Annotated in this window: 16 protein-coding genes; all 16 read right to left on the bottom strand. The window is 38.1% G+C overall.

The window, feature by feature from the left end; translation table 11 throughout:
• Window positions 1-366: a phage GP46 family protein gene (locus B9T31_RS04215; RefSeq protein WP_086180710.1), complete on the bottom strand. Its 366-nt coding sequence runs from the start codon at window positions 364-366 to the stop codon at window positions 1-3.
• Window positions 367-373: 7 nt separating this feature from the next.
• Window positions 374-874 carry a phage baseplate assembly protein domain-containing protein gene (locus B9T31_RS04210; RefSeq protein ID WP_086180709.1) on the bottom strand — a complete coding sequence of 167 codons (501 nt, stop codon included), beginning with the start codon at window positions 872-874 and terminating at the stop codon, window positions 374-376.
• Between the two features lies 1 nt (window position 875).
• Window positions 876-1,982 (bottom strand): phage baseplate assembly protein, encoded by a 1,107-nt coding sequence (locus B9T31_RS04205; RefSeq protein ID WP_086180708.1) that lies wholly within the window; start codon window positions 1,980-1,982, stop codon window positions 876-878.
• Window positions 1,972-3,207, bottom strand: coding sequence for a DNA circularization protein (locus tag B9T31_RS04200; RefSeq protein ID WP_086180707.1), 1,236 nt, complete (start codon window positions 3,205-3,207; stop codon window positions 1,972-1,974). The genes B9T31_RS04205 and B9T31_RS04200 overlap by 11 nt, the downstream gene beginning before the upstream one ends.
• Before the next feature lie 69 nt (window positions 3,208-3,276).
• Window positions 3,277-3,474: a hypothetical protein gene (locus tag B9T31_RS04195; protein WP_086180706.1), complete on the bottom strand. Its 198-nt coding sequence runs from the start codon at window positions 3,472-3,474 to the stop codon at window positions 3,277-3,279.
• A gap of 72 nt (window positions 3,475-3,546) precedes the next feature.
• Window positions 3,547-5,646 (bottom strand): phage tail tape measure protein, encoded by a 2,100-nt coding sequence (locus B9T31_RS04190; RefSeq protein WP_086180705.1) that lies wholly within the window; start codon window positions 5,644-5,646, stop codon window positions 3,547-3,549.
• A 4-nt stretch (window positions 5,647-5,650) separates the two neighbouring features.
• Entirely contained in the window at window positions 5,651-5,851 is a 201-nt protein-coding gene (locus tag B9T31_RS04185) for a hypothetical protein (protein ID WP_086180704.1), read from the bottom strand.
• 29 nt (window positions 5,852-5,880) lie between these two features.
• The gene (locus B9T31_RS04180; RefSeq protein WP_086180703.1) at window positions 5,881-6,192 is read right to left on the bottom strand and encodes a hypothetical protein; all 312 of its coding nucleotides are present in this window, start codon (window positions 6,190-6,192) and stop codon (window positions 5,881-5,883) included.
• Window positions 6,192-6,569 carry a hypothetical protein gene (locus B9T31_RS04175; protein ID WP_086180702.1) on the bottom strand — a complete coding sequence of 126 codons (378 nt, stop codon included), beginning with the start codon at window positions 6,567-6,569 and terminating at the stop codon, window positions 6,192-6,194. Before B9T31_RS04175 ends, B9T31_RS04180 begins: the two co-directional genes overlap by 1 nt.
• A gap of 114 nt (window positions 6,570-6,683) precedes the next feature.
• The gene (locus B9T31_RS04170) at window positions 6,684-7,487 is read right to left on the bottom strand and encodes a phage tail sheath C-terminal domain-containing protein (RefSeq protein WP_416202518.1); all 804 of its coding nucleotides are present in this window, start codon (window positions 7,485-7,487) and stop codon (window positions 6,684-6,686) included.
• 301 nt (window positions 7,488-7,788) lie between these two features.
• Window positions 7,789-8,400 (bottom strand): phage protein Gp37, encoded by a 612-nt coding sequence (locus B9T31_RS04165; protein WP_086180701.1) that lies wholly within the window; start codon window positions 8,398-8,400, stop codon window positions 7,789-7,791.
• A complete protein-coding gene (locus B9T31_RS04160; protein WP_086180700.1) occupies window positions 8,394-8,822 on the bottom strand; it encodes a gp436 family protein in 429 nt (142 codons plus the stop codon). Before B9T31_RS04160 ends, B9T31_RS04165 begins: the two co-directional genes overlap by 7 nt.
• Window positions 8,823-8,833: 11 nt before the next feature.
• A complete protein-coding gene (locus B9T31_RS04155) occupies window positions 8,834-9,760 on the bottom strand; it encodes a Mu-like prophage major head subunit gpT family protein (protein ID WP_086180699.1) in 927 nt (308 codons plus the stop codon).
• Window positions 9,760-10,185 carry a hypothetical protein gene (locus tag B9T31_RS04150; RefSeq protein WP_086180698.1) on the bottom strand — a complete coding sequence of 142 codons (426 nt, stop codon included), beginning with the start codon at window positions 10,183-10,185 and terminating at the stop codon, window positions 9,760-9,762. The genes B9T31_RS04155 and B9T31_RS04150 overlap by 1 nt, the downstream gene beginning before the upstream one ends.
• A gap of 13 nt (window positions 10,186-10,198) precedes the next feature.
• Window positions 10,199-11,257 (bottom strand): phage protease, encoded by a 1,059-nt coding sequence (locus B9T31_RS04145; RefSeq protein WP_086180697.1) that lies wholly within the window; start codon window positions 11,255-11,257, stop codon window positions 10,199-10,201.
• 204 nt (window positions 11,258-11,461) lie between these two features.
• On the bottom strand, window positions 11,462-11,938 hold the full coding sequence (locus tag B9T31_RS04140) for a phage virion morphogenesis protein (protein ID WP_086180696.1): 477 nt from the start codon (window positions 11,936-11,938) through the stop codon (window positions 11,462-11,464).
• Window positions 11,939-12,014 lie beyond the last annotated feature (76 nt).

Here is a 12,014-nt window from a genome sequence, read left to right as displayed (position 1 = left end):
TTATCCTCCAACGGGTACAAAATATAATATTTTGCCGATTTGACCATTCAGGCGTGTTATTTCAATTAATAGTTCTATGCGGCCAGTTTCATTTTGCTGAACTGTAACTTCTAAACTTTCAAAACGACGTGGAATCAAGTCTGCAAGGGCTTCCTCAGCATATTGTTTTGCCAGTAAGTGATTACGCTTTACATCTTTTGAACGCTTTAAGAGATATAGTCGGCTTCCTAAATTTGTATTTGCCCAATATTGGTATCGTTCAATACTTAAACGGTTATAAACACATTGAACTTCATCTTGGGTAAAGACATCATCAAGACTCTTTAGAATGTAGTCTTTGTTTGATTCAGCAGTTATGATTCCCATAGCAAACTCACATTTGTTGTGATGGTGTACCACCACTGCCATGACCAGTATGGACGTTATAGGTTTGACGCATTTTCTCTATACTCCCTGTCTGATCAGAAATATCGCCACTTGTAGATTGAATATCTTGTGTCGCTATAATTTTTCCATCCACAAATAAGTCACTGCTAACATGAGTACCATCTGCTTTAAGCCAAACGCTATGACCATGTTGATCATAGATACAGGTTTCACCTTCACCAACTTCGATTGAAATTGCACCATTAGATGTTGCCACAACAACAGATTTGGCTGTTTTTCCATTTAATGGAATGACCACAACTTTTGCATTCTTAGGTATGAATGAAGAGAAGCCGACCTGTTGAATAATTTCAACTTCTTGTAATGTTTCATCTGCGAAACCTGTTAGCTGTAAAGCTTTGGAACTGCCACGAGCCACAATTCCAAAAAATGCTTGACGTACTTGTCCAAGTCCTTTGGCAACTTGAGACCGAATTGCACCGACCATATTACTCATTGGTATTGACCTTAGAAGTTGATGTTTTACTCTTCGACTTTTTCGCAATAGGTTTTGTTTTTTCCTTATGTTTTAAAGGTTGTGCCCAGTCGCCTTGCCGATGAAGTTTAAGTGTTGTTCTTTTCCCTGCCATACGTGAAAACGTGAACTTTCGACCGTAAACAGCCCATTTTGCTGTAGCTCGATTTAGACGGTCTGTTTCAAAATTAAGATACATACCTGTTGCCCAGATTCTGTTATCTATATCCCATCCAGACGTGTTAATCATCAAGGCGTAGGCTTGTAAGTTGTTATCCTTTTTTATCTTTTCTAACGCTGCATCTGCTTCACTTTTAGTTTCTGCATCTGGAAGGGTAATTAATTTAAGTCGATTAAAATTAAACTGCGTTTCTGCCTTGGTAGAGGAAAGAATATTTTGTGCTTTTGAATCTTGGCTAAGAAGACGAATATCAGAAAAGACGTTAGAAATATCCTCATCATAACTGGCATCCAATACATTATTTTCTAAACCATCACGGTGAAGTTTTAAGGCAGTTTTCACCAAAATAGGTGAAGCAAATGGATCACCGACACGAATTGTTCCATCAGGATCTAGCCATACGTGTTGACCTGTTACCATTGCAGCTTTGGTAATTGCATCCCAGAGTGATTCACCAGGCTCAACAGAAACTTTATTCTTGAGCCATGCATTATTTTGAATTTGCATTTTAGGGAATAGTGATTTTAGCTCACCACCTAATACATATTGATTGAGCAATACATCAAGATTGACTTGACGACCATTGAAGATAGGAACAGAACAATCAATGAGCTGTCCAGCCAAATCACGTCCTGAAATTTTTAGCCCGTAACCAGATCGATCACAACTCTCATTCACTGCATCTGCAACACTCGTTAGAATAAGTTCATCACCATAATAGGCTTGAACTTTTGCTCCTGCTCTAACTGAATCAGGAAGTGATAAGTCTTGTTCGCTAAATAAAGAAAAACTCCAACTATCAGCTGGTGTATCTATTGAGGAATCAATAGAGGCACTGTCCCATGACCTAATTTCAACACCGCCAATGACTAAACGAATGACTTTTTCCTCATCTTGCATAGACGGCTACCTCCATTCCATTTTCAAGTAAAGAATGATTTCGAATCAATGGATTTAAGCGTCTAATTTCAGATGCACGACTCATATCCTCATATAAATAATGTGCAAGCCAATGTACCGTACAAGGGACTAATATTGTGGTTTTGGTTAAATTTGGTCGAATGTCTATGAGAGCCTGAATTTGTAGATGAACTTGATCAGCTAATGTTTTTAATTCCTTAACTTGAGCAACAGCTTCCATACTATTGATTTTTGATCTTTCATAGCTGATTAGCTCATTAATCGCATTACGACTTTGCTGACGAACAACAGCTAAATCTTCCGCTGTTAGGCTTGTTTCTTTATTGGATGTGTTTGAAGTGTCTGAGGATGTATTATTGCTAGATGTATTGGTTTTATTTTCAGTCATTTCACGCTGAGTGTTTTTAATGACAGATTGTGTTACTGCTATTGAACTGACCGTATTTAATGTCGTTGCTAAATCCTTGACTTCATTGGGTGTATCGTCATCCGAATCAAAAAAAGAGCTAATTGTTTTAGTTCGATTATTCAGATCACGCCATTTGGACATTGCTGAAATATTCGTATCAAATGATAAAATATTAGTAATGTCATCAATTAGACCGACAGCCCAAGTATGTGGTGATAGAATATTTTCAATAAATCCCTTTCCAATCCCCATGTGTTTATAAACATTTTGTAGACTGGTACGAATGTTATTGATGGTTGATACGAATTTATTGTTATCGAGTATTTTTAACTTTTCTAATGCTAAATCTAACGCTGTTGTGGGGTTGGTTAAAACACTTTCTAAGTCAATTTCTTCAGTAAGTTCAGTATCTAAAAAGACTTCTTTTTTTTCAGTTTTGGCCTTGATGAATTCAATCGATATCATGCAACTATCATAATTTTGTTCATCATGACGTACTGTATGATTAATAACTTGAACATTCATTATCCCGAAAATTGGATGAATCAGTTCACCAGAGCCTCGTTCATTTAATGCTGCTTCCAATTTGTAATAGTCTGAAAGATAGGAGTCCCCAGCAAATACAGCTTGGATTGAAATCTTACGTGGATCATTACCCATATCTTCAATTTCAGCATCATCTGAATAAGGGGATTGATGAATTGCTAAAGTTTTAGAATGCGTGTCATCAGTACTAATACATTCGAAAAGTACACCTCTAAAACTTGCATCCTGTAATTCGTTTTCCCAAGCCATAAAAAAACCCCACGTATTGTGAGGTGATTATTAGATAAAGGTGCATTAAATTGATGTGGAAAAGTTTCCTTATAAGGGGGCTTTTTCTGATCTATGAATAGGGCATAGATCAATGAAGCCAATGGCATTTTCTAATAAAGTTTTTACTTGAGATAAAACATCATAATCTAGGGTGTTTACACCACCTGTTTGACCTTCTATATCAAATTGTGAAAAAACGACTTCACCATTAATTTCTACAATTAAACGGCTATCTTTTACAGGCATGATCTTATTCCATAAATATGAGAAATATTATTTTTTCAATAATTGGGCATCATGAATCTGGGAATGATTTCCTTACTTACGTTGTAAAAATGGTGGAATTGCACCGTGTCTATTTTCCTCTTGAGCAGGAGTACCTAATATTGATTGTTGTATGGTCGGCATAGGAAAATTAATGATGGGTTTATTATTCTGAGTAACACCAATTAATGTTTTGATATTACTGATTAGCTCTCTACTGTACTGATTACTTTGTTCTTGTTTTGCGATTAATTCATTATTTTTTTGATTTTGTTGCTCAATATTTTTATCAATCGCTTGTTGTAAAAAGTCTGGTCGATCACCAAAACCCCCAAAAAGTTTAGAAATTTTTCCATATAAATAATCATCTACAGGTTTGAAGAGTTCATAGCCTGTATATGCTGCTGCCGCAACACCAACAGTTTTAGCAATCGGTGCTGCTGCATTTGTTGCAGTTGCCAAGCCACCACCAACTTTATTCTTTATAGTACCGCCTTTACCACCAAGAAGTGTACCTACTGCGCCAGCTGTAGCGACAGCTGCTAATGCGACAGATGCTCCATATGCTGAGGCTGCTAAAGCTTCGTTTTGTTGTGCCCATTCAGTAATACTATCTTTAACGTTGCCTAATGATTCGGATACAGCATCATAGGCTTTTGATTGAGAAAATAGCTTCTCTTGATTCATCGCCTGATCTTTTACCCATTCTTGAGTTTTCACATAATCTAACTCGTTAGATACTGTACCTTTGGCATTGCTAATTTTCCCTTCAAGGACTTTAGTTTCATTCTTATTATAGACGGCTGCCATAGCCGCCATTAATGCTTGTCGATCTGCAATAATTTGACCCATTTCAGATCCCATCGCAATATTGCTCATATCAGAAAGTAAAGATTTCCGTTCTTCATTTGTTTTAGCATTTTGAACTTGTTTCTGTAGGTTTGTATATTGGGCATTACCTGCTAATTGACGCTCTAAAATTTGCACAAATGCTTCTACACCATAAACACCTTTTTCACGTTGCTGAATGGAGTACGTTGACCAGTCAAATTCTTGACCAACAATTTTCCCTTTTTTATTTTTTATTCCTTTTGTCGGTAAACCTTGCGTATTTTCTACTGATTTTGCCATTGAATCGCTAAACTCTCGGCTAGACAGTTTTTGCAGTAAGTTCACAACGTTATTTCCAGCTGTAGCACTATCAGATGCAGTAGTTTTTGCAATTTGGTTCAGTGCTAGTAGTTTAACGAGTCCATCATCTCCACTGTAACCAGAGGCACGAGCCATTGCCATTTGTTCTGGTAGAAATTTAGCCATATCCTTATATTCAAATGAGCCAACTTGCCCAGCTCTGAGTGCTCTATCTTGAGCAAGTGATAAGTCTTTTACATCAAAGTTCTGCATTGCCAGTGTCATTTTGGCAGCATCAACGCTATCAGCACCTGCTGCAAACGCTGTTCGTGTAGATGCATTTAGAGCAGGTGCAACATCGGAAACATCATACTTACCTGAAGCAATTAATTCATTTAAAGCTGCTGCTGCATCTTCACGTGTACCCCCACCATTACGAACAGCATCTTTTACATATTGGTGAAGTAAATTTCCTTGATCCTGACGTTGAGCAGTACTCAATCCTTGACCACCAGTAGCAGTAGAGGTGATATAAGTCATAAGTTGTTGGTAGTCACGAGGTTTTTGAAGAGCACTTGAGACGACAGCTCCACCAGCAATAGCAGCACCGCCTAATGCTGCGACTTTTTGCCAATTAGATACTGTAAGTCCAGATTCTTGTGTCGTTTTTCGACTTGATTGTTCAACTTTTCTCATAGAGTCAGCGATGTTTTTTGCTGATGTTGCTTGGTTTTTTAGTTGCTGTGATTGTAATTTGGTTTGTGATGATTGTTGGCGTAACACCCCATCAAGCATTCGATTAGTTCTTAGTAATTGATCACCTACACGAGCAGTTGAAAGTACTGCTTGATGACCTGCTTTTGCAGTTTGCGTAAATTTCGTTTGAGTACTTTGAACTTGCGTCCATTGTTGATTGAGTTTTAATGTAGAGCGGACTTGATCATCAGAAATACGCTTTAATTCCTGACCAGCTGTACCTTTGATTTGCAGGGTAAGGGATACAGTCGTATTTTTAGTGCTCATGATCTTATTTTCCTGAATTTCGTCTTACTGTAGAAACATATTTCTTCACATTTTCAGATGAATGCTGTGGTCTTGATGATGAGATATTAGGTTCTTTGGTTGTATTTTGATGAGTATTATTCTCTGGCCGCTCATCACTAAGTAATGCCACTGCTAAATACAATGGCATTTGCAAGGCATCTGCATAAGGGATTCCAATATGCATGAGAGCACGAATTAATCGTGCCCTCCGCTTTAGCTCTCGGCTTTCTCCTTTGCCTCAAGCTGATTTTTTAATTTATTTAAGTAGTCTAAGTTTGAACGACTAGAATTTCCTAACATGTCATAAGTGATGATGTGTTCATGATTATCTTCATCGATTAACTTGGTCATCGCAGCCACATCTGCAATACCGATATAGCAATCAGGTTCTAATGCAGCTTGTGACTGAACATATTCAATTGCTGTCATTTGCCGCATCATCACTTTTTTGATGGCATGTTCTGTTTGACCTACAATCAGCTTGAGTGCAACAGGTAATTCACCTTCGACATATATGCGATCCATTACATGGTTTCCTTCATCATGCTAAGTGCAAACATAGATAAACTACGACGAGTTTCACCCTCAACAGAAAAAGAGTCACTTACTTCAGTTGAACTACAATCTAAATAGGTTTCTCGAAAACCACCTTCAGGATTTTCAACGGTAATACGAGCATCTTCGATATTATCCCAGTCAATTGTGTCTTTACCATTTGGAATGACAACAGTGACATTGAGGGAATAAGATTTAACCCCTTGAGTTCGATATTTATTTTCACGTTTACGATTCATTGTTGCGATAGGCTTACGACCAGTGCCTTTTTGTGCTTCGCAACTAATACAATCATACTCATTGCCATCGACAATGAGTACGATTGCTCCAACAGCTACTTCAGCCATTATTTAAGCCTCTTATTAAAGATGACTTAATTTTGCACAATTGTACGAGAAGATGATGCGGAACTACTTCCAAAAAAAATCCCCCAATTAAGGGGGAAATTGAATTATAAAAACTCAGTAGACATTTAAAGTTGCAGCCACAATATGCATACCCCGTACCCAATCAGCAGGAATGGTTGCATTAACACGATATCGATCAGTATCATCTTGCTCTACAACAAGTTGATCTGCTGTTTCTTGAACATTTTGTAAAATCTCAGCATCATCTAATTTCTTAGCTTCAGCTAAAAAGATTGAACGTAGATTCCGACGTTGTGCGGCTGTATTTTTACGACGACGTTCTTTAGATGCAGCAGTACGCATTACCTTACGTACATAATCAATAACTAAAGCACCATTAATATCTAACATAATGTCATCAGCTAAACCCGTATCTGGATTTTTACGGAAAGTTGAAACAGCACGTATGATTTCAGGATTACCATCTGCACCTGTTGCGATGACACATACGCCAGCTTTTAATGCTCGTTCTTGGCGTTCAAAGGTGAGTTTATACTTATTCTCAACAGGTGAAACACCACCGAGATTAACTCCGTTAAATGGGACAGCAGGGTCATTAGAATCAGCAAGTGCAGCAGCCATTGCACCCGAAATTTCAGCCTCTTGACCTGTAGCACCATGATAGCAAGTCGCAATCACTCGATAGCTTGTTTCAACAGGTGCTTGTGCTGTAAAAGCGATGGCTTCGTCGATATCTGTAAAAGGAACCACTAAAATCGCAGGGCGTTGCTCAATTGCGTCACTCACAAAGTTGAGATGATCAATCCATGCAGATACAGTATCAAGTGATTCAGGTGCTTTATCTGTAGCAAGGATGGTAAATCCTAACGGCTCAATGATTTCTAAAGTTGCATCAATATCTGCAATTGGCGAAGCTGGTACTGTTTTATCAATAATGATAGGCAAGGCATAAGCATCAACCAAACGATTGGTTTTTACAGCTGCTTTAATCATTCGAGTGACTTTACTATTTGTACCGATTTTTTCATCGGCATCAGCAGTATCATAAATCGCAATCGGCTGATCTAACGCAGCACTATCACTGGTTACAAATAAAACCTTTTGTTCATTTGGAATTAAGCCTGTTCGTTGTGTATTAATATTAACAGCAGTATAAATACCAGGAGTACGAATACCTGCTTGAACGCTTGATGACATATTAGTTTCCTTCTTTTAATTCAACTAAATCACTTGCAATAGGTACACCTGATTGTTCAAAGACATAGTCAAAATTAATTCTTTCAATGATGGTATCGGTAAGTGCTTCTTCTCTATCTCTTTCAGATGCTGTAATCACATATTGAGTGGTAAATTCTTGAGATAAGACACTGATAGATTGACCACGAGTTTTGGTGTTAAAAATGGTTTTGGTCTTACCGAGCTTTAACGGTGCTAGGCCTTGGATATTTTGAGATGACAAATCATTTTCAATCAGAAGTTCTTGAACATTTTTCAGCATGGTATAAGTACCAATATCAGTACCAGCACCATGACGACGTGACTCTTCATTTCTGACTGATCTTGAGCCAACTAAAACAACAAATGTAATAGGGTACTGTATTTTGTTATAGCTGATTTTCTCTGGTGATCCAGAGCCAACAAATGAAATCCAAATTGCAGGAAAAATCTTGACGATCTCTAGTAGGTCATCATCAAATTCACCACCATATGTTTTGATTTCTTTCACCCAACGCCAGTGCCCATTTTTAATTTGTTCAGCCATTGCTGCTTTGATGGCTTGTTCAATCGTGCCTAGATCAAGATTCACCATCCTTTTCCTCCAAAATCATGCCGACCAATCGTCATCACAACACTATTGTTGGCAGTTTTTAAAGGTTCACTTTCGCCAGCAGGTGAGCCACCTAGCGCAATCGCTCCTTTTGAAATTTCTTTCAAAGATTTAATGGCATTTTCATATCGTGTTCTAATTGGATCATTATCAGACATTGCCCCAGTGCAGGCATGGTAACGTGCCATATGGCACGCTAAGGATTGAAGAAAAGGGGGAATAGTTTGCAACGGTAAAGAATAGCGACCTGCAATATAACCCTCGATTTCACTATTCGCTTCATCAAGCGCAGCTTGCATCTTTATCAAATTAATTTGATCGGTATAGGGTTCTTGTGTATCTGTAAGTTGAATCAACTCACGTTCACCAAATTTTTCAAGCATAGACTGAACGGTTGCAAACATATTCTAAGTCCTTATACGCCAGTTGAACCGACAGCCATTTGCCATAAACCATAGCCAGCTGCACCACGAGCTTCCGCACCAAACTTAAACTTTTTACGCATAAATACTGCATCGCTTGACGTATCAGTTTGCTGAACAAATACAGGTTTTTTTCGTGGTTGGAAGATAATTGGCTTCACAGCTTTGCTTGTATCCAACAAATGCCATTCAGTATCAGTTGCTAACCAACCACATACTAAGACTTTTGCTGTACCTTTATATGGATTAGGTTTTCCATCTTCGAGTCTTTCATTGGTCATTAACGCATTGGCTACATCCTCAAGTGCTGGAGGGACAACTAATAACGTACCTTTAAGATTTAAAGGACGACCTTCATCATCTTTAATACTTTTAAGCATGGTTCGTGCAGTACCATAACTTGCTTTTGCAGCTGCTGTAGATTCAATACTTAAAGCTACATTTAGACGATTAGAAACTGATTTAGATCCTTTTCCATCCCCAACAACATGATTTGTTGCATAGAAAGTTTTACCGTCATAACAATTTTCTTCAAAACCTTTTGTTAAGGTTTGGAAGACAAGATCATCAGCCCATTGTTTTGATGATTCACCAGCCATTTCAGCTTGTGGCTTATAGATACCAAGATTGTCATCTTCAATATCGTTACGATCAATTTCAACAGTCGCTTCAAAGTCATCATTTTGGAGTGTGTAAGCATGACCTTTTAATTGTTTAACAGTCTTATCACCAATCCATTTACGTAGACGAGGGAACTTTTCAATCCATGCATATGAGTTTGAAGCCCCATTACTAGGCACTTCCATAGCGACTAGATTCCAATTACTTTCAGCTGCTTCAAAAGCTGCATCAAAAACTTTTTTAATGCTTGTAGACATCGCTGTAAGAACGGTTTGTGCATTTGTTTCATTAAAAATCATTATGCGATCTCCACCCAAACATGATCAGTAAATTGAGTATCAAAACCTAAGAACGTACCTGCAATTGGACGTGCATTAGTATTGTGTGTTTTTGCAATAGTTTGGTTGTCAGCAACATAAACACTTGCACCAATATCCGCTTGTACAACAGCATCAGAAGACAAGTTTTTAAATAAAAACGCCTTTTTACGACGTACCAGACCTAAGCGATCAGCATCAGCACCACCCGTGTTGTCATATGATGCATCCCAAACACCTAAACATTTTTGTGTCCCTACAATCGCTGTGTTGTAGGCAACAGCTAAACCTGCTGCATCAACAAGGGCGAATGTGCCATGTAATACAACTGCATTTGCTTTTAAAGGGATATGAATGAGTTCAGCATCTTTCATTTCAGTGACAATCGCCACATCAGCTCTAGCCATTTTGTTTTACCCCTTATAGACCGAATTGAGAATCAATAGCTGCTTGTGTTGCATCTACTTCTACGGTTTGTTTTTGATGGTTGGCTGTAATATTCAGCGTTTGGGTTTGTTGTTGACTCAGTGCTGCAATTTTTGGTAAATCGCCTAAATATGATTTAACAAAGTCTGGATTGGATTGCGCTTTATTCTTCACCCAATCAATTGTTGCCTTACCTGTTAGACGACCATCTGAACAAGCAGCAACGATTAAATCATCAATTTCTTTTGCTTGAGCATTCGCACTTATTGACGTTGCCTGCGAGAGAGCTTCTTTATGCACTGCCATTGGAACGTAGAGCATAGGATCTGGTTCATTTTGACCATTTGCAGCTAATTTAAGATTCTCAATTGCAGACACTGCATCAAATAAGTTTTGACTATTTGCAGCAATTGCTGTACCTGTTTTTTCATTGAGTTGAACAATCAACTTGTTGAGTTCTGCAATAATATCTTCAGCGGTTGCTGAAATAGGCAGATTCAACATCCAACGCAAGCGTTCTAATAATTCTTCATTCATTTCTGAATCCTGAGATGTTGATAAAAATTCTTGAGCAGCTGCTGCAAGCTTGGCTTCAGGTAAGCTGTCTAAATTTGGAGTATTTGTTAAAGCGACACTATGTAGCCCAAGAACTGCACCTGATTTGTCATAAAAGAGAACAGGGGAAATATATTTGTATTCATCCGACTCAATAAAATCCTTTGCTTTATCAGTCCATTCAAATTGAGTACTACATATTCCAACTCCTTCTACATAGATAAATCCACTGGGTTGTAACCATCCAGCAGCAGGAGCAGGTTCACCTTTTTCTTTAGCAATTAAAGTGCTGTGTTCATAGTCGATCACCATGGCAACAGTACGTTGATTCAATGCAGCAACAATTTGTTGACCATTTTCTGGCGTTAGAATCCATGCAGGTGCATCCGTAGGACGACCGTCAATGCCTTTGAATTCACCTTCAGGTATAATCACAAAATGTTCTGATTGCGCTATCAAGCTCATAGAGCAAGCAGCAACTAATAGTTTGCGGTTCATACTTCTGCATCTAACTAATGAGTTTTGAGTATGAAAAAAAATTCAGTGGTTGAGAGTTGGAAGAACTTCCTTATTTTTATGATTTTTCTATTTGGCTTTGTAATTCGTTATAAGCGATTTAAAATATAAGTTATAAGATTCATCGGTAATAATTTTAAAAGCAGATTTAAAACAATCTAACGCCTATCTAACGCTATATTTATATCAATCAAACAACCTTCGATAGAAATAATCAACATCGTCATAAATTGAATGCTCTGCTTCGGGTTGCAAATTACCATTTTCATCTACAGGCATAAAAGGTCGAGCAGGAATATTTCCCCAAGGTAAAGGGCCACCACGTGAAGATTTTCCATACTGGCCTTGCTTTGCTCCAAATTGATGTGTAGGAGCTTTAGGATCAGATGTACCGATACTGACTTCAGTATCACTCGCTTCAGTTTGAATGCTGTCACGTAGCTGACCTGATTGATTTAAAATTTTCCCTGATTTACGTCTTGCCTCCGTTACAGGGCTAAGTCCTGCCCAAGCTGGGCGACCTTGAGCATCAAAGTTATCCTCGACAATCGTCAAAAAACTACCAGCAATCGCTGAACTCAGTTCCTTAGGTTGATTCAATCCTGTAGCAACCTGAGTAAGTCGCTGAACCAACTCATGGTTGTTGATTTGTATAATGCTCATAATCTATACTGATCCTTGAGATGGTAGTTTCCAAATAGAAAGGTTGCGGGACATCAGTCTTGGCATTATGACGTGC

Source organism: Acinetobacter sp. ANC 4558, assembly GCF_002135375.1.
Lineage (GTDB): Bacteria > Pseudomonadota > Gammaproteobacteria > Pseudomonadales > Moraxellaceae > Acinetobacter.
This window is presented reverse-complemented; position numbering and strand designations above follow the sequence as displayed.